The organism is Streptococcus sp. 2106 (assembly GCF_013277315.1).
In the GTDB taxonomy this organism is placed as follows: Bacteria; Bacillota; Bacilli; order Lactobacillales; family Streptococcaceae; genus Streptococcus; species Streptococcus pseudopneumoniae.
Genome location: NZ_VMMS01000091.1, coordinates 1 through 18,984, shown reverse-complemented (window position 1 = coordinate 18,984; position 18,984 = coordinate 1). Strand labels below are relative to the sequence as shown.

The 18,984-nt window shown below is 40.9% G+C and carries 20 protein-coding genes; 5 read left to right on the top strand and 15 right to left on the bottom strand.

Translation table 11 applies throughout. The annotated features are described in order from the left end of the window. Positions 1-13 precede the first annotated feature (13 nt). Together glgP and malQ are read right to left on the bottom strand one after the other, a co-directional pair. Positions 14-2,272, bottom strand: a complete 2,259-nt coding sequence (glgP, locus tag HT723_RS09490) for a glycogen/starch/alpha-glucan family phosphorylase (RefSeq protein ID WP_172935097.1) — start codon at positions 2,270-2,272, stop codon at positions 14-16. Positions 2,273-2,297: 25 nt separating this feature from the next. Continuing rightward, the gene (malQ, locus tag HT723_RS09485; protein WP_172935096.1) at positions 2,298-3,815 is read right to left on the bottom strand and encodes a 4-alpha-glucanotransferase; all 1,518 of its coding nucleotides are present in this window, start codon (positions 3,813-3,815) and stop codon (positions 2,298-2,300) included. A gap of 553 nt (positions 3,816-4,368) precedes the next feature. On the opposite strand from malQ, the gene HT723_RS09480 reads away from it, so the two are divergent. The 5 genes from HT723_RS09480 (at position 4,369) to HT723_RS09460 (ending at position 9,943) form a co-directional block, all read left to right on the top strand. Further along, positions 4,369-5,640: an extracellular solute-binding protein gene (locus HT723_RS09480; RefSeq protein ID WP_172933848.1), complete on the top strand. Its 1,272-nt coding sequence runs from the start codon at positions 4,369-4,371 to the stop codon at positions 5,638-5,640. Between the two features lie 111 nt (positions 5,641-5,751). Then, on the top strand, positions 5,752-7,044 hold the full coding sequence (locus tag HT723_RS09475) for a sugar ABC transporter permease (RefSeq protein ID WP_000414964.1): 1,293 nt from the start codon (positions 5,752-5,754) through the stop codon (positions 7,042-7,044). Position 7,045: 1 nt separating this feature from the next. Then, a complete protein-coding gene (locus HT723_RS09470) occupies positions 7,046-7,888 on the top strand; it encodes a sugar ABC transporter permease (protein ID WP_001065638.1) in 843 nt (280 codons plus the stop codon). A gap of 258 nt (positions 7,889-8,146) precedes the next feature. Then, the gene (locus HT723_RS09465) at positions 8,147-8,947 is read left to right on the top strand and encodes a DUF1189 domain-containing protein (protein ID WP_138705727.1); all 801 of its coding nucleotides are present in this window, start codon (positions 8,147-8,149) and stop codon (positions 8,945-8,947) included. 9 nt (positions 8,948-8,956) lie between these two features. Continuing rightward, complete coding sequence (locus tag HT723_RS09460; protein WP_138705726.1) at positions 8,957-9,943, top strand: LacI family DNA-binding transcriptional regulator; 987 nt, start codon at positions 8,957-8,959, stop codon at positions 9,941-9,943. A gap of 107 nt (positions 9,944-10,050) precedes the next feature. Here HT723_RS09460 and HT723_RS09455 read toward each other — a convergent pair whose 3' ends face one another. The 13 genes from HT723_RS09455 to HT723_RS09395 form a co-directional block, all read right to left on the bottom strand. Beyond that, a complete protein-coding gene (locus tag HT723_RS09455; RefSeq protein ID WP_050261019.1) occupies positions 10,051-10,992 on the bottom strand; it encodes a YitT family protein in 942 nt (313 codons plus the stop codon). Next, on the bottom strand, positions 10,970-12,733 hold the full coding sequence (aspS, locus tag HT723_RS09450; protein ID WP_172935095.1) for an aspartate--tRNA ligase: 1,764 nt from the start codon (positions 12,731-12,733) through the stop codon (positions 10,970-10,972). Before aspS ends, HT723_RS09455 begins: the two co-directional genes overlap by 23 nt. A 134-nt stretch (positions 12,734-12,867) precedes the next feature. Then, positions 12,868-13,098, bottom strand: a complete 231-nt coding sequence (locus tag HT723_RS09445) for a hypothetical protein (protein WP_172935094.1) — start codon at positions 13,096-13,098, stop codon at positions 12,868-12,870. 17 nt (positions 13,099-13,115) lie between these two features. Beyond that, complete coding sequence (locus HT723_RS09440; RefSeq protein ID WP_000771219.1) at positions 13,116-13,757, bottom strand: type II CAAX endopeptidase family protein; 642 nt, start codon at positions 13,755-13,757, stop codon at positions 13,116-13,118. Between the two features lie 9 nt (positions 13,758-13,766). Then, the gene (locus tag HT723_RS09435; protein ID WP_000488855.1) at positions 13,767-14,465 is read right to left on the bottom strand and encodes an ABC transporter permease; all 699 of its coding nucleotides are present in this window, start codon (positions 14,463-14,465) and stop codon (positions 13,767-13,769) included. Then, entirely contained in the window at positions 14,458-15,282 is an 825-nt protein-coding gene (locus HT723_RS09430) for an ABC transporter ATP-binding protein (protein ID WP_172935093.1), read from the bottom strand. The genes HT723_RS09435 and HT723_RS09430 overlap by 8 nt, the downstream gene beginning before the upstream one ends. Positions 15,283-15,292: 10 nt before the next feature. Beyond that, entirely contained in the window at positions 15,293-16,036 is a 744-nt protein-coding gene (locus HT723_RS09425; protein WP_000412276.1) for a DUF3169 family protein, read from the bottom strand. A gap of 11 nt (positions 16,037-16,047) precedes the next feature. Further along, positions 16,048-16,236, bottom strand: a complete 189-nt coding sequence (locus tag HT723_RS09420; protein WP_001046123.1) for a hypothetical protein — start codon at positions 16,234-16,236, stop codon at positions 16,048-16,050. Continuing rightward, positions 16,223-16,411: a hypothetical protein gene (locus tag HT723_RS09415; RefSeq protein WP_172935092.1), complete on the bottom strand. Its 189-nt coding sequence runs from the start codon at positions 16,409-16,411 to the stop codon at positions 16,223-16,225. Before HT723_RS09415 ends, HT723_RS09420 begins: the two co-directional genes overlap by 14 nt. Beyond that, positions 16,411-16,617, bottom strand: coding sequence for a helix-turn-helix transcriptional regulator (locus HT723_RS09410; protein ID WP_001176233.1), 207 nt, complete (start codon positions 16,615-16,617; stop codon positions 16,411-16,413). The genes HT723_RS09415 and HT723_RS09410 overlap by 1 nt, the downstream gene beginning before the upstream one ends. Before the next feature lie 9 nt (positions 16,618-16,626). Beyond that, entirely contained in the window at positions 16,627-17,091 is a 465-nt protein-coding gene (locus HT723_RS09405) for a hypothetical protein (RefSeq protein ID WP_172935098.1), read from the bottom strand. Beyond that, positions 17,091-18,371 carry a histidine--tRNA ligase gene (gene hisS, locus HT723_RS09400; RefSeq protein WP_172935091.1) on the bottom strand — a complete coding sequence of 427 codons (1,281 nt, stop codon included), beginning with the start codon at positions 18,369-18,371 and terminating at the stop codon, positions 17,091-17,093. Before hisS ends, HT723_RS09405 begins: the two co-directional genes overlap by 1 nt. A 272-nt stretch (positions 18,372-18,643) precedes the next feature. Beyond that, positions 18,644-18,984: transposase (locus tag HT723_RS09395; RefSeq protein ID WP_172935090.1), on the bottom strand; the 341-nt coding region annotated here is incomplete at its 5' end.

Genomic DNA, 18,984 nt, shown 5'->3' with positions numbered 1-18,984 from the left:
TTTTCGAAGAGTATTAGTTCAAGTGCCAGATATCTTCGTTGTACTGAGCAATTGTACGGTCAGATGAGAAGAATCCTGCTTTAGAAATGTTAACAATAACTTTATCCAACCATGCATCACGGTCTTCGTAGTCAGCAAGCATTTGCTCTTTGACTTTGATGTAGTCTTCCAAGTCAAGAAGAGTCATGAACCAGTCTTTGTTGATCAATTCATTGTAAAGACGTTCCAAGCGCTCTTTGTTTCCAGCTGCAAGAACTGCATCGCTAACGATGAAGTCAACCAATGGTTTGATAGCTTTACGAGCGTAGAATTCGCTTGATTTGTAAGCTGCTTTTGCGTAAAGGTCGATAACAGTTTCTGAATCTTCACCGAAAATGTAGATGTTTTCGTCGCCAACCAACTCAGCGATTTCCACGTTAGCACCGTCCATAGTACCAAGAGTCAAAGCTCCGTTCAACATGAATTTCATGTTACCAGTACCTGAAGCTTCTTTAGAAGCAAGTGAGATTTGTTCTGAAATATCACATGCTGGGATAAGGAAGCTTGCTGCAGTAACGTTGTAGTTTTCAACCATAACTACTTGCAAGTGTGGAGCTACTGCTGGATCGTTAGCAATAACTTCTGACATGCAAAGGATCAAGTGGATGATGTCTTGAGCGATTGTGTAGGCTGGAGCTGCTTTACCACCAAAGAAGATTGTGATTGGGCGAGCAGGAATGTTACCAGCTTTGATGTCAAGGTATTTGTGGATCACGTACAAGGCGTTCATTTGTTGGCGTTTGTACTCGTGAAGACGTTTGATTTGGATATCAAAGATAGAGTTTGGATTGATTTCCACACCTTGGTGTTCTTTCAAGTGACGAGCCAATTTACGTTTGTTGTGAGCCTTGATGCTTTCCAATTTTTCTTTGACAGCTGCTTTATCTTCGTAAGACAAGAGTTTTTCAAGCTCATCTGCTTCATGGTGCCAACCATCTCCAAGAATCTCATCCAAGTAGTGAGACAATCTTGGGTTAGCATGCATAAGCCAACGACGGAAAGTAATACCGTTTGTTTTGTTGTTGAATTTTTCTGGGTAAAGGTCGTAGAAAGCTTTCAACTCAGAGTTCTTCAAGATTTCAGTGTGAAGTGCTGCAACCCCGTTAACACTGTATCCGTAGTGGATATCCATGTGAGCCATGTGAACACGTCCGCTCTCATCGATGATTTGAACAGCTGGATCTTTGTACTCTGCCTTCACACGACGGTCCAATTCTTTAATGATTGGTACCAAGTGAGGAACCACTTCTTGCAAGAATTCAAGAGGCCATTTTTCAAGGGCTTCAGCAAGGATTGTGTGGTTAGTATAAGCAGTCATGCTACGAACGATTGAGATTGCTTCGTCAAGCTCGATACCACGTGCAGTCAAAAGACGGATCAATTCAGGAATCACCATTGATGGGTGAGTATCGTTGATTTGTACAACTGCGTAATCAGCAAGGTCATGCAAGTTGCTTCCTTTTTCGATTGCTTCGTCGATGATCAATTGCGCACCGTTTGAAACCATGAAGTATTGTTGGAAGATACGGAGCAATTCACCTTGACGGTCACTATCATCTGGGTAAAGGAAGAGAGTCAAGTTGCGAGCGATGTCTGTCTTGTCAAAGCTGATACCGTCTTTAATAATAGAAGAATCAACTGAATCCAAGTCAAACAAACGCAAGCGGTTCTTCGTTTCTGTCTTGTAACCAGGAACATCAATATCATAAAGAGTTGATGTCAAAGTAAAATCTGCAAATGGTACTTGGTAGCTACGACTTGAGCGAACCAACCAGTTTTGGTCAGTCAACCATGCATTTGGAATTGTTTCTTGTTGGTTGTTTTTAAGAACTTGTTGGAAAAGACCAAAGTGGTAGTTAAGACCAACACCGTCACCATTCAAACCAAGAGTCGCAATTGAGTCGATAAAGCAGGCAGCCAAACGTCCCAAACCACCATTACCAAGAGATGGTTCTAATTCAACTTCTTCAACTTCGATCAAGTCTTTACCTGCAGCAGCAAGTTCTTTTTTGACATCGTCGTAAAGACCAAGGTTGATCAAGTTGTTTGACAAGAGTTTACCAATCAAGAACTCAGCTGAGATGTAGTAAACTTTTTTCTTACCAGTGTTAACTGGTTTTTGGCTACTTGCAAGCTTGCTGTAGTTAAGAAGAGCAAGGTAAAGCTCTTCATTGCTACATTCTGCAATGGTTTTATTGTAACGATTTTGTACAAATTCTTGTAGTGATAACATGTTTAAGGTGTCTCCTGATATTGTATTATTTCTTTAATTCTACCAAATTTTCATTGATTCGTCGATAGATTGTTGTCAAGTCAAGCAAACCTTCCTCAACAGCTGGTGTCAATTGATCTTCAGTCATACGCCAAGACCAGTTTCCACCAAGGGTAGATGGGAAGTTCATACGAGCTGTCTCATCCAATTCTAGCAAATCTTGCATAGTTGCAATTGCCATGAAGCTAACTGATGAAAAGACTGTACGAAGCATAGCGTGTGGAACTGTTTCGTATTCTTTACGGTTCGTGTAACGAGCCATGTACTCACGAGTCGCATCATCGATCTCGTTACGGTACCAACCAAGAACCGTGTTGTTATCGTGTGTTCCTGTGTACATAACTGAGTTAGCAGGTGCCAAGTGTGGGCTATCGATACTTTCGTCTTCTGGATTGAAAGCAAATTGAAGAATCTTCATTCCTGGGAAGCCAGTACGTTCACGCAACTCAATAACTTCATCAGTCATGAAGCCAAGGTCTTCAGCGATGATATTTAGCTCACCAAGTTCTTCCTTAACGGCTGCAAAAAGCTTGTAGCCAGGACCTTTGACCCACTCACCAGGTGCTGCTGTATCGGAACCAGCAGGGATTTCCCAGTAAGATTCGAAGCCGCGGAAGTGGTCGATACGAACGATGTCGTAGATTTTGAAGCTTTCACGCAAGCGTTCAATCCACCATTTGTAACCGTCTTTATCCATTGCTTCCCAGTCATAGATTGGGTTACCCCAAAGCTGACCAGTTGCAGAAAATTCATCTGGTGGGCATCCTGCGATGCAAGTAGCCTTACCGTTGACATCTGTCTTGAAGAGATGTGGATTTGCCCACATATCGCTTGAATCTTCCGCTACGTAGATTGGCATGTCTCCAACGATTTCGATGTGGTTGTCGTTAGCGTAAGCTTTCAATTTCAACCATTGTTGGAAGAAGAAGTATTGAGTCACACGGTGGTAAACCAACTTGTCTGCCAATTGCTCACGGTAGCTTTCAAGTGCTGAAGCTTTACGAACGCGAGCATCTGCATCTGGCCATTCAGTCCAAGCAAGATTGGCAAAATGCTCTTTGATAGCCATATACTCAGCAAAGAGCTCAAGCCATGATTGGTTGTCTTGAGCAAATTTCTCAAAATCTTTAACATCTCCGACTTCAAAGAAACGTTTCACCGCTTTTTCTAAAAGAGGACGACGTGCATAGTAAATCTTAGCATAGTCAACTTCAGACGCATCGCTACCAAAGTCAACTCCTTCAAGGTCACTTACTTCCAACAAACCTTGCTCCACCAAGATATCTAAATCGATAAAATGAGTGTTTCCTGCGAAGGCTGAGAAAGATTGATAAGGAGAATCCCCGTAACTAGTTGTTCCTAATGGAAGGATTTGCCAGTAACGTTGTTTTGTACGAACCAAGAAATCAACGAAGTCGTAAGCACTTTGACCAAATGATCCGATTCCGTAAGCTCCTGGAAGAGAAGAGATGTGCATCAACACACCACTTTGACGTTTTTTCATAATAGCACCTCATGTGTTAAAATAATGGAACGTTGCGTATTTTTGCAGACGCAAACGTTTGCGCTACTTACAAGTATACTCCTTTTCAAGCATAATTGCAAGCGTTTTTAAAAAACTTTTTTGATTATTTTTAAGGAGACTAACCCATTTTAGCAAAGATAACTTAAAACTATCTAATCCTAAAATTTGACTCTCACAGAATCCGTCTACAAACTGCAAATCCTCCCCTAGAAAACTTGAATTTAGATGCAAGGAGGCACAAAGGTCTATAGAAAATAGATAGGAATTAGAAACAGGGAGGTAGCCCCTCCTGATTTCCCTCTTTAGACAGATTCCATCTATTTTTTATTAAAAATACTGTATTCTTATCTATTTCATACTTTTCTTCTATTAAAAAGCAAAATCATGCTATCAAATCAAGCTTAAAATTTTTTTAAAATTTTTAACAAAAACACTTGCAACCGTTTTCTATTTGTGCTATACTAAGGTCATAAAGGAAAACGTTTGCGTTTCCTTATCAATAAAACTTGTTATTCTTTAGGAGGAATACACTATGTCATCTAAATTCATGAAGAGCGCTGCGGTGCTTGGAACTGCTACACTTGCTAGCTTGCTCTTGGTAGCTTGCGGAAGCAAAACTGCTGATAAGCCTGCTGAGTCTGGTTCATCTGAAGCGAAAGAAATCACTCTTTACGTTGAGGACCAATACAAAGCTTATGCTGAAACAGTTGCTAAAGCTTATAAAGAGCAATCAGGCACAACAGTTAACATCAAATCTGGTGACCAACTTGGTGGACTTGACAAACTTTCTCTTGACAACCAATCTGGTCAAGCTGCTGACGTTATGATGGCTCCATACGACCGTGTGGGTAGCCTTGGTTCTGACGGACAACTTTCAGAAGTGAAATTGAGCGATGGTGCTAAAACAGAAGATACAACTAAATCTCTTGTAACCGCTGCTGACGGTAAAGTTTACGGTGCTCCTGCCGTTATCGAGTCACTTGTTATGTACTACAACAAAGACTTGGTAAAAGACGCTCCCAAAACATTTGCTGACTTGGAAAACCTTGCTAAAGATAGCAAATATGCCTTCGCTGGAGAAGATGGAAAAACTTCTGCCTTCCTAGCTGACTGGACAAACTTCTACTATGCATACGGACTTCTTGCTGGTAACGGCGCTTACGTATTTGGACAAAACGGTAAAGACCCTAAAGACATCGGTCTTGCCAACGACGGTTCTATCGCAGGTATCAACTACGCTAAATCTTGGTACGAAAAATGGCCTAAAGGTATGCAAGATGGTACAGCTGCTGGAAACCTAATCCAAACTCAATTCCAAGAAGGTAAAACAGCTGCTATCATTGATGGACCTTGGAAAGCTCAAGCCCTCAAAGATGCTAAAGTAAACTACGGTGTTGCGACTATCCCAACTCTTCCAAATGGAAAAGAATATGCTGCATTCGGTGGTGGTAAAGCTTGGATCATTCCTTCAAGTACTAAGAACCTTGAAGGCGCACAGAAATTTGTAGACTTCCTTGTTTCAACTGAACAACAAAAAGCTTTCTACGATGCAACTAACGAAATCCCAGCTAATATTGAAGCTCGTTCATACGCTGAAGGTAAAAACGATGAGTTGACAACAGCTGTTATCAAACAATTCAAGAACGCTCAACCAATTCCAAACATCTCTCAAATGTCTGCAGTTTGGGAACCAGCTGCTAACATGCTCTTTGATACTGTAAGTGGTCAAAAAGATGCTAAAACAGCTGCTAACGACGCTGTAACATTGATCAAAGAAACAATCAAACAAAAATTTGGTGAATAAAAAATTTGTTCAAGGGGGGTGGAATTCAAATCCCCCTTTGAATTTATCAATAGAGACACAAATAATTTAGCTTTCTTATAAAAAAAGTAGTATCCTATGAAAGGAGTTATTATGGAAAAGCAACAACCTAGTAAAGCAGCCCTGCTGTCTATCATTCCTGGGTTAGGACAGATTTACAATAAACAAAAAGCCAAAGGTTTTATCTTCCTTGGTGTAACCATCGTATTTGTCCTTTACTTCCTAGCACTTGCAGCACCTGAATTGAGCAATCTCATCACTCTTGGTGACAAGCCCGGTCGTGATAATTCCCTCTTTATGCTGATTCGTGGTGCCTTCCATTTAATCTTTGTAGTCGTTTATGTACTCTTTTATTTCTCAAATATCAAAGATGCATATACGATTGCAAAACGCATTAACAATGGAATTCCAGTTCCACGTACCCTCAAAGACATGATCAAAGGGATTTATGAAAATGGTTTCCCTTATCTCTTGATTATTCCATCTTATGTTGCCATGACCTTCGCGATTATCTTCCCAGTTATCGTAACCTTGATGATCGCCTTTACCAACTATGACTTCCAACACTTACCACCAAACAAATTGTTGGACTGGGTTGGTTTGACAAACTTTAGTAATATCTGGAGTTTGAGTACCTTCCGTTCTGCCTTTGGTTCTGTTCTTTCTTGGACCATCATCTGGGCTTTGGCAGCCTCAACTTTACAGATTGTGATTGGTATCTTCACAGCTATCATTGCTAACCAACCATTTATCAAAGGAAAACGTATCTTTGGTGTTATTTTCCTTCTTCCTTGGGCTGTCCCAGCCTTCATCACTATCTTGACATTCTCAAACATGTTTAACGATAGTGTCGGAGCTATCAACACCCAAGTATTGCCAATCTTGGCTAAATTCCTTCCTTTCCTTGATGGCGCTCTTATTCCCTGGAAAACAGACCCAACTTGGACTAAGATTGCCTTGATTATGATGCAAGGTTGGCTTGGATTCCCATACATCTACGTTCTGACCTTGGGTATCTTGCAATCTATTCCTAACGACCTTTACGAAGCAGCTTATATTGACGGTGCCAATGCTTGGCAAAAATTCCGCAACATCACTTTCCCAATGATCTTAGCTGTTGCGGCACCTACTTTGATTAGCCAATACACCTTCAACTTTAACAACTTCTCTATCATGTACCTCTTCAACGCTGGAGGACCTGGTAGTGTCGGTGGTGGAGCTGGTTCAACCGATATCTTGATTTCATGGATTTACCGTTTGACAACAGGTACATCTCCTCAATACTCAATGGCGGCAGCTGTCACCTTGATTATCTCTATCATTGTCATCTCAATCTCTATGATCGCATTCAAGAAACTACACGCATTTGATATGGAGGACGTCTAAGATGAATAACTCAATTAAACTCAAACGTAGACTGACTCAAAGCCTTACATACCTTTACCTGATTGGTCTATCAATTGTCATTATCTATCCACTTTTGATTACCATTATGTCAGCCTTCAAGACTGGTAACGTAGTAGCCTTTAAACTAGACAGCAACGTCGACTTTAGTTTTGCTAACTTCCAAGGCCTCTTCACTGAAACCTTGTACGGTACTTGGTACCTCAACACCTTGATCATTGCCTTGATTACCATGGCTGTTCAAACAAGTATCATCGTACTTGCTGGTTATGCCTACAGCCGTTACAACTTCTTGGCTCGTAAACAAAGTTTGGTCTTCTTCTTGATCATCCAAATGGTGCCAACTATGGCCGCTTTGACAGCCTTCTTCGTTATGGCGCTTATGTTGAACGCCCTTAACCACAGCTGGTTCCTCATCTTCCTCTACGTTGGTGGTGGTATCCCGATGAATACTTGGCTCATGAAAGGCTACTTCGATACAGTGCCAATGTCTTTAGACGAATCTGCAAAACTAGACGGTGCAGGACACTTCCGCCGCTTCTGGCAAATTGTTCTTCCACTTGTTCGCCCAATGGTTGCCGTACAAGCTCTCTGGGCCTTCATGGGACCTTTCGGGGACTACATCCTCTCTAGTTTCTTGCTTCGTGAGAAAGAATACTTTACTGTTGCCGTGGGTCTCCAAACCTTCGTTAACAATGCGAAAAACATGAAGATTGCCTACTTCTCAGCAGGTGCTATCCTCATCGCCCTTCCAATCTGTATTCTCTTCTTCTTCCTACAAAAGAACTTTGTTTCAGGACTTACAAGTGGTGGCGACAAGGGATAATTTATCCCCGCCACCCTTTTTCATTTTATACTCTTCGAAAATCTCTTCAAACCACGTCAGCTTCCATCTGCAACCTCAAAACACTGTTTTGAGCAACCTGCAGCTAGCTTCCTAGTTTGCACTTTGATTTTCATTGAGTATTAGCAATTGTTACTGTAAGCACTATCCTTACAACAAGCAATTTTTCTCCTAGACTTGAAATAAAGCGAATTTAACTATATAATACTCATATAGAAAACACCTTTTAGAAAGATACCCATGCTTCCATATCCATTTTCCTATTTTTCAAGTATTTGGGGATTTCGTAAGCCCCTGTCCAAACGTTTCGGACTCAACTGGTTTCAACTACTCTTTACCAGTATCTTCCTTATCAGCTTGTCTATGGTACCCATTGCCATCCAAAACAGCTCCCAGGAGACCTATCCGCTAGAAACTTTTATCGATAATGTCTATGAACCTCTGACAGATGAGGTTGTCCAGGATCTCTCTGAACATGCTACAATTGTCGATGGCAACTTAACTTATACAGGAACTGCCAATCAAGCCCCTTCTCTTGTGATTGGTCCAAGCCAAAGCAAGGAATTACCTAAAGACTTGCAACTGCATTTCGATACAAATGAGCTAGTCATCAGCAAGGAAAGCAAGGAACTGACCCGCATCTCTTACCGAGCCATTCAGACTGAGAGTTTCAAAAGCAAAGACAGCTTGACCCAAGCAATTTCTAAAGACTGGTACCAACAAAATCGTGTCTATATCAGTCTCTTCCTAGTTCTCGGTGCCAGCTTCCTCTTTGGTTTGAATTTCTTTATCGTCTCTCTAGGAGCTAGTCTTCTCCTTTATATCACTAAGAAATCACGCCTCTTTTCATTTAGAACCTTTAAAGAGTGCTATCACTTTATCTTGAACTGTTTAGGATTGCCGACTCTGATTACACTTATTTTGGGATTATTTGGCCAAAATATGACAACCCTGATTACTGTACAAAATATTCTTTTTGTTCTGTATCTGGTCACTATCTTTTATAAAACACATTTCCGTGATCCAAATTACCATAAATAGGAGATTTTTATGCCCGTTACGATTAAAGACGTGGCCAAGGCTGCTGGTGTTTCGCCTTCAACCGTAACCCGTGTTATTCAAAATAAATCAACCATTAGCGACGAAACAAAAAAACGCGTTCGCAAGGCTATGAAGGAGCTCAATTACCACCCCAACCTCAACGCTCGTAGCTTGGTAAGCAGCTACACTCAGGTGATTGGTTTGGTTCTTCCTGATGACTCAGACGCCTTCTACCAGAATCCTTTCTTTCCATCGGTTCTACGTGGCATCTCTCAAGTCGCATCTGAAAACCACTATGCCATTCAGATAGCAACAGGAAAAGATGAAAAGGAGCGTCTCAACGCTATTTCACAAATGGTCTACGGCAAGCGTGTAGATGGGCTAATCTTTCTCTATGCCCAAGAAGAAGATCCCCTCGTCAAACTCGTAGCAGAAGAACAGTTCCCCTTCCTTATTTTAGGTAAATCTCTATCTCCTTTCATCCCACTTGTCGACAACGACAATGTTCAAGCTGGTTTTGATGCGACTGAATATTTCATCAAAAAAGGCTGCAAACGCATTGCCTTTATCGGAGGAAGTAAAAAGCTCTTCGTGACCAAAGACCGTTTAACAGGCTATGAACAGGCGCTTAAGCATTACAAACTGACCACTGACAACAATCGCATCTACTTTGCAGACGAGTTTCTGGAAGAAAAGGGCTATAAATTTAGCAAGCGATTATTCAAGCACGATCCACAAATTGATGCCATCATCACAACCGATAGTCTCCTAGCTGAAGGTGTTTGTGACTATATTGCCAAACACCAGCTGGATGTCCCTGTTCTCAGCTTCGACTCAGTCAATCCCAAGCTCAACTTGGCAGCCTATGTCGATATCAATAGCCTAGCACTCGGACGCACTTCTTTAGAAACTATTCTCTGCATCATCAATGATTCTAAAGAAAATAGACAAATCTGCTACCGTCAGTTAATCGCCCACAAAATTATTGAAAAATAAGAGACTGGGCAAAAAATCGTTAAAAGCAAAAAACACAGACTATCAGGTGTTAAAAAACTTGATAGTCTGCGTTTTATTATGGGAAGACTCATTTTAAGTACTAGTCACTAGTTATCTATCTCAACAAATCTTCCTAGAATATGAACATTTTCCGATACAGAGACAAAGGCCCCTGGATCCACTTGTGTCATAATCTGTTTAAATTCATTAAACTCTGCACGTGTAATAACAGTGATTAAAACTGCCTTTCTCTCGTGATTATAGGTTCCTTCTGCATCGTGGATCATGGTTGCTCCGCGGTGCAATTTTTTATGAATTTTTTCAATTACCTTGTCTGGATGATTGGTCACAATCATTGCCTGCATGCGTTTTTGCTTGGTAAAGACCGCATCTGTTACACGGCTAGAGACAAAGATGGTAATCATAGAGTAGAGAGCGTATTTCCAACCAAAGGTCAAACCTGCTATCAGCATGATAGTCCCATTGACCAAGAAAGAAATACTACCAACGTTCTTACCCGTTTTCTTGCGAATGGTCAGGCTGACAATATCTGTACCTCCACTGGAGATATTGTTGCGAAGAGCAAAACCAATCCCCAAGCCCATGACAACACCCCCAAAAAGGGCATTGATAATGGGATCCTCCGTCAAGGTTGCCACAGGGACAAACTGGATAAAGAAGGAACTCATGGACACCGTGATAAAGGTAAAGACAGTGAACTTATGCCCAATCTGATACCAAGCCAAGACCATCAAAGGGAAGTTAATGGCGTAAAAGGTTAGCGAAATCGGGATATGAAAACCAAACCAGTGATTACTCAAGGCAGAGATAATCTGTGCCAAACCTGTTGCACCACTCGAATACACATGCCCTGGTTGGAAAAAGAAATTAACTGCTACTGCTGATAAAAAACCATAGACCAGTGAGGCCGAAATCTTCTCATCATATTTTTCCCGAGAGATACTTTGTAAGACACGTAAAATTTTTATCTGATAAGCAAAGCGGCGCAGATAATAGCGCCACCGCTTAATTCGTTTTGCTTGTTTCATCTTCTTCTACTTGTAAGCTGAGTTCCTCTAGTTGTTTGAGAGCGACTGTTGAAGGAGCTTGCGTCATTGGGTCACTTGCTTTATTGTTTTTAGGGAAGGCAATGACTTCACGGATATTTTCTTCTCCAGCAAGCAACATGACAAAACGGTCAAGCCCGATAGCCAAGCCACCGTGTGGTGGGAAACCATAGTCCATAGCTTCAAGAAGGAAACCAAACTGGTCATTTGCTTCTTCAGCTGAGAAACCAAGAGCCTTGAACATGCGTTCTTGAAGGTCTTTTTGGTTGATACGAAGGCTACCACCACCAAGCTCATAACCGTTCAAGACAATATCGTAAGCAATGGCACGAACCTTAGCCAAATCACTTTCTAATTCGTGAGCAGTCTCTTCCTGTGGAAGTGTGAATGGATGGTGGGCGCTCATGTAGCGGCCTTCTTCTTCAGACCATTCAAACATTGGCCAGTCAATCACCCAAAGGAAGTTGAATTTATCGTTATCAATCAAGCCAAGCTCTTTGGCAATACGTCCACGAAGGGCACCAAGAGTTGCGTTAGCTACTTCAAGCGTATCCGCCACAAAGAGAACCAAGTCCTTATCTTCAAGCGCAAGTGCTGCTGTCAATTCTGCTTGGATGCTAGTCAAGAACTTAGCAACTGGTCCGTTTAATTCTCCATCAACCACCTTGACCCAAGCAAGACCTTTGGCACCGTACTGTTTGGCTACTTCTGTCATCTTATCGATGTCTTTACGTGAGTAGTTGTCCGCAGCTCCTTTGACCACAATTGCTTTGACAGCAGGTGCTTCTGAAAAGACTTTAAAGTCTACACCTTTGACCACTGCTGTCAGGTCCTGAAGCAACATGTCAAAACGAGTATCTGGTTTGTCAGAACCGTAAAGAGACATCGCATCATCGTATTTCATACGAAGGAATGGAAGTGTCACTTCGATACCTTTTGTTTCCTTCATCACGCGCGCAATCAAACCTTCTGTGATATCTTGGATTTCTTGCTCAGTGAGGAAAGACGTTTCCAAGTCGACCTGGGTAAACTCAGGCTGGCGGTCACCACGCAAGTCCTCGTCACGGAAACATTTTACGATTTGGTAGTAACGGTCAAAACCAGCATTCATCAAGAGCTGTTTCGTAATTTGTGGACTTTGAGGAAGGGCATAAAAATGCCCTTTATTAACACGAGATGGCACCAAATAGTCACGCGCCCCTTCAGGCGTTGACTTAGAAAGGAAGGGTGTCTCCACGTCGATAAACTCCAACTCATCCAAGTAGTTGCGGATAGAGTGGGTCACCTTGGCACGAAGTTTAAGATTTTCCAACATTTCTGGACGACGAAGGTCAAGGTAACGGTAACGCAAACGTGTATCGTCATTAGCCTCAATGCCATCCTTAATCTCAAATGGGGTTGTCTTAGCTGTATTAAGCACTGTCAAGGCTGTCACGTTTAACTCAACTGCACCAGTTGGCAACTTATCATTGGCTTGCTCACGCGCAGCGACCTGTCCAGTCACCTCGATAACAAATTCACTACGAAGGCTTTCAGCTGTTGCCATAACCTCTGCAGATACTTTTTCAGGGTTGATAACCAACTGCATGATTCCTTCACGGTCACGAAGATCGATAAAGATCAAACCACCAAGGTCACGACGACGGCCTACCCATCCTTTCAAGGTCATTTCTTGTCCGATGTGTTCCTCACGAACACGACCAGCATACATACTACGTTTCATTGTTTCTCTCCTCTTTTATTCTGTTACTATTTTACCATAAAAGCGCAGGCTCTTCATGAAAATCATCAGAAAAGTTTGCCAGTCTTTAAAAATTAACTCACATACAAAAATCCGATGAACTTCACCGAACTCTTTTATTTTGAATTGTTGCCTGCTTTACGCTTTTCAGCGATTTCAGCTGCCTTTCGAGGCAAGACAATTTCCGTTGTGTAAGCTGTCCCAAAACGCCATATACCGGCAATAGGGGCAAAGACAACTGCTAGATAGTTGTAGAAGAAATCGCCCTTAAAGGCATAAGCTAGCGCCCCAATGATGAAAAATAGAACAACTGCTTGAATCACTGCTAATAAAATTACTCGTTTCATGTGACCTCCTGACTCTATTATAGCATGAGTATCATCAAAAAGCCGACTAAATTATTCAAAGCGTGGAGAGAAATACTGTAGACCAGACCTTTTCTGCTAATATAAGCCAAGCCCAAACTAAAACCAAGGCTAAAATAGACAAAAAATTGTTGCACATCACCTGGGAAATGACCTAAGGCAAACAAAACACTAGATACCAGAAGGAAAAGCAGAGTTTGTTTACTATTGTCCTGCTTAGGAAAGAGGTAGCGTGCTAACATCCCTCTAAAGATAAGTTCTTCCGTCAGAGGAGCAAAAATAACGACCGCAAAGAATGAGAAAAGTGGTTGAGACAAGGTCAAGTCTATCGCTATTTGCTGATTTACTGAAGGATCATTTGGCAAGAAAAACTGGACAACCAGAGATAAGAACCAAACCAAGGCAGGGAGCCAAATAAATCGGTTGAAGTCGCTCTTCTCAATATGGACAGGACCTTTCTGATACCATTTGTAAATACCGTACACATATACTCCAGCCAAGGCCACATAGAGTAAGGTAACAGCATAAGGTGAAGCGCCTAAGGCAAGCGAAGTAGTCGCGAGCCCCTGAATGAAGCCATAGATGAATAAAAAGGATAGAAGGGCTAGAAGAAACCAGCCAAGGTTTTTAAGTAGTTTCATATAAATCTCCTATCTTGCTTTATAGCTGTTTTTCAATACAAAGAGGTTCGCTATTCCTAACACAAGTACCCAGGCAAGTAACATGCCGATATTAGAAAAAGATATTTCCCCACCTTTTTTATTTAAAAGATTTACAATAGGACCGATGAACGAATAATCCAACACTTTTTGAGCCGTATCATTTTGAAGAGCAATTATAGGTAAAAAAGAGACAATTAACATAGGGAAGATACTATAAACTTGCGCTTTAGATTGAGTATCTGATACCGCACCGATTAGAAGGTTGAGAAAAATAACACTAATAGTTGCTAAGACCAAATAGATAACGTAGGCAAATAAATAACCAGATACATCTACTTTAAGATAGATGGGAAGTACAATCATAGCAAGTAACATTATCAGAATAGGGAGAACAAGCATACTGAAAGTATATTCTGTTGCTGTCACACCACTTAGGATGAGTGATTTAAGATTTCGTTTTGCCTTATCTTCTGCCATCATAATCGATACCATATAACCACTTCCCATACTCAAGACCATCGTTAAACTCATAGAAAGGAGAAACGCACTCAATTCTCCATTCTTATTTAATAATGCATTATATAGAACAGTCACTCCAAAAGGCATCAATAGACTCGCCAATAAAGTTGAATTACTAATAAGAACTTGCACTCTTAACCATAGTAGGGCATTTAATTTTCTAAACATCTAACTTTTCTCCTGTTAATCTGATAAAGATCTCTTCTAAAGTCGGCTCACAAGAGTGAACCACCATCAAATCTGTCGTGTCTAAATGTGGCAATTCTTCAAATGGAACTATCTGTTCTCGTCCATCTTTATAAGCTACACGTACTTTCTTATCCACATGGTACTTCTGGATAATATCTTGCGGACTTCCATACTCTATTAAATTACCCTTATTTAAAAGAGATAAGCGATTACAAAGCAGAGTTGCTTCATTCATATCATGCGTGGTCAGAAAGATAGTTGTCCCCGCATGCTTTAATTCTTGAAGTAGGGTATGAATCATCTTAGATGTTGTAGGGTCTAAGCCACTGGTTGGCTCATCAAGGAAGAGAATCTTAGGTGCATTAAGAAGGGCACGAGCCAAGAACATTCGTTGTTTCATTCCTGTAGATAGTTTTTCTGCGATAATATCTTTAGCATCTGCCAATCCAACCTGTTGAAGCACCTGAACTACTCTATCTGCCTTGAGGCCATATAACTTAGCATAGATGAGAAGATTTTTATAAAGACTCATCTTTTCATAAAAACTACTGCCATCACTCACAATACCAATTTGTTCCAAATCATTTGAGGTTAAATCTTGAGAATTCTTGCCTAGCAAAACTGTTTTACCTTGATCTGCAGCCAACTGTCCTGTTAAGACATTGATCATGGTTGTTTTACCTGAGCCAGAAGGTCCCAGAAAACCAAAGATTTCACCCTCCTTAATCTCAAAAGAAATCTGATGAAGAGCTTTTTTGCTCCCAAAACTTTTACTTACATTTTCAACACGAATCATAGAAACTCCTTTATTTGAAATAGCGTTTTACCATAGGTAACTGCATCACATTGATATAAATATGGATAGCTCCTACAAGCAAGAAGGCTAGTAACTGAATCTCTCCTGTCAAGAAAGAAATGATAAAAAGAAAAACATATAAGACTGGTAAGACATACTGATTTAATTGGAATAAAATCCGAAAACTCTGTTCCAAATTAGCCTGACGCTCCCCTTCATCATAAGAATTTACATACTCTAAGACATCCTTTGGTGTTGAGAAAAATGCCAAATCAAACTGACGAACAATCGCAATGGTCTTAAAAAGATATTTTTGAACACTGAGAATCAGCACTAATCCCAAAAAAGAAAGAGATAAGGTTAGATTGCTTCTATTTGGTACAATCACTTCACTACCTGAGATGAAAAGAGCCAATAAAATCGCTACACTTGCAATATTAAAAGCAGTGGTTCCAAACTCGAGATTCCGATACATTTGCACATAATAGGTTTCATTCAGATCATCATCCATTTCCTCTTGATACAAGGAATGAAACTTTCTGCTTTTCTTTAGGAAATTGAATGTCAAAAGAATGCTAATGAAACCTAATACTAAACAAATAGCTGATATCCATGGTATCAAGATTTTTACATCTAACATAATTCCGTGAGATTCAGCAAGTGCCTTAAACATCCCTACAAAAATGCCAAAGAAAGCTCCCAAGACAATAGACATCAAAAATAATAACAATCCACGTTTCTTTTTCTTTTCCATATTCATTCTCCTTATTTACTTGCTAGATTTTTGGATTTCTTTTCAATCCAGTCAACGACTGGGATAAGAGCAAAGTAGGCCCAGATAAATTGGTCGCTGTAATAGAGATCAAACCATCCTAGATTTGTTCCAATTAGTAGACATAGGCTGACTAATAGAGCTATGGCAACTACATAATAGATCACTTTATACTTGTTCATCATTGTTCTCCTTTTTCTTCAACCGATTGAAAATGGACAAGAGGGCTAAATTAAGCCAAAACAAATACTTACTTTCAACAAAATAGAACCACCCCAGTAATGTTCCAATCATAGCGAAAGCATTCACAATGAGGGCAAGAACACTCATGTAATAAATCACTTTAAACTTGTTCATCACTCGTCCTCCTCCAAGCGAAATACCGATTCGACTGTTTCGTTGAAAATCTGAGATATTTTCAAGGCAATCACAACGGACGGGGTGTATTCGTCCCGTTCTAATAGGCTGATAGTCTGTCTGGAAACCTCTGCTAGCTTGGCTAGTTCGGTTTGATTAAGGCCATCGCGAGCCCGCAGCTCTTTTAGACGATTTTTTAGTTGCATGTCACACACCTACTCTCCGTCAAATTCAACAGTTTGGATATCCTCAATGCGTTGCAACTTGAATTTTTCTTTCCCCTTTTTATCAACACGACGTAGCTTGACCCATTCCTCATCAACATCCACAACTTCCCAGTTATCTGTTCCAAAAACTTGTCCAACGATTGTCGGTGTTTTCCCAATCAATTCTTTTAAAATTCTTGACATTTCTTTATTTCCTTTCTGTTTTTGCTCAATTCTTTTGATTTTATTCTCTAGTTTCTTGACCTTTTGGGAATGGTAGATATAATACATAATCACAAGAGGTACAAATCCTAATGCCCACATAATCGTTCCTTGCTCCTTTTCTCTTAACTTGCTTACATTGTAACACATCTTTTTCTTTTTGACAAGCATATTTGTCAAAAAGTTTATGATTTTTGTCATTTTGCAAAAGAAAAAGGTCAGGAGTAGGTTCCTGACCGGTTTATCTGTTATTAAAAGCCTAGTTTTTCAAAAATTTCTGAGAAATTTTGGCTGATTGTCTCAAGCGACACTTGCACTTCTTCTCGGGTTTGGTTGTTCTTGACTGTCACTTGTCCACTTTCGACTTCACTCTCTCCTAGGGTAATGAGAGTCTTAGTCGCAAAGACATCGGCTGACTTGAACTGAGCTTTGAGCTTACGGTTGAGGTAATCACGCTCTGCTTTGAAACCTTGTTGACGAAGATTTTGTATCAATTCCAAGGCCTTGACATTTGCTCCATCACCCAAGACTGCGATATAGACATCTAGGGCGTTTTCGATAGGGAGGGCCACACCTTGCTTTTCAAGAATGAGAAGCAGGCGCTCTACACCAAGTCCAAAACCAAAGCCAGCAGTTTCCGGGCCTCCAAAGTAAGAAACCAAACCATCGTAACGACCACCCGCACAGACTGTCAAGTCATTGCCCTCAATCTCAGTGATAAACTCAAAAATGGTGTGGTTGTAGTAGTCCAAACCACGCACCATATTGGTATCGATGATATAGTCTACTCCAAGATTCTCCAACATCTGACGCACAGCATCAAAATGCGCTTGGCTTTCTTCATCAAGGAAGTCCAAGATAGACGGTGCATTCTCTACTGCCACCTTGTCTTCTTTTTCCTTAGAGTCCAAGACACGGAGAGGATTTTCCTCCAAACGACGTTGGCTATCCTTAGACAAGGTCTCCTTGAGCGGTGTCAAATAGTCAATTAAGGCTTGGCGGTAGGCCGCGCGACTCTCAAGATTTCCAAGAGTGTTGAGGTGCAATTTGACACCTTGGATACCGATTTCTTTCAAGAAATGGGCTGCCATAGCGATGGTTTCCACATCGGTAGCCGGATTGCTAGATCCAAAACACTCAACACCAATCTGGTGGAACTGGCGCAAACGCCCTGCCTGTGGACGCTCATAGCGGAACATAGGGCCCATGTAGTAGAACTTACTTGGCTTTTGCACTTCTGGGGCGAAAAGTTTATTTTCCACATAGGAACGGACAACGGGCGCTGTTCCTTCTGGACGGAGGGTGATATGGCGGTCACCCTTGTCATAAAAGTCGTACATTTCCTTGGTTACGATATCCGTTGTATCTCCGACAGAGCGACTGATAACCTCGTAATGCTCAAAAATAGGCGTGCGCACTTCTGCGTAGTTGTAACGCTTGAAAATCTCACGGGCAAAGCCCTCAACGTACTGCCACTTGGCAGATTCAGCAGGTAAAATATCCTGCGTTCCTTTTGGTTTTTGTAATTTCATAGGGAATCCTCTTTAAACTTAATAGTCTTATTTTACCATAAATAAAGGGATTAAAACAGTGAGAAAAAAATTAGGATTTCCCCCAAATCATTCATACCTCTCTCAACTAGATGTAACTTACAAAACCCCTGACCTCATGAGCCACTTTCTTCCTCCTCATGAGGCCAGTTTTACTTTCTGCTGTTCCAGTATCATTTTTCCTCGCTAGATTTCCTCAAAAGGGCAGACTCCTCCCTTGGTGCGTCACACGATTTTTTCATCTCGACTGTTATTTAATGCATCATTAACGACGCTTTTCTTCTAGGTGGTTCATAAGGAACAGGAAGATTCAGGTTGACTTTTCTAATCCTAGAATAAAGTGCTGAAAACAATTCGGAATAGGCATAGAGACTAGACAATTTGAGGAGCTGCTTGCGTCCTGTTCGAACACATTTTCCTACCACGTGAAGAAAAAGATGGCGGAAGCGTTTGATTGTTAAAGCTTGGAAGTCACCTCCAGCTAGATGTTTGAGAAAAAGATAGAGATTGTAGGCGATACAGCTCATCATCATACGAACTTCGTTTTTGATTAAGGCTGAACTATCCGTTTTATCACCAAAAAATCCCTCCTTCA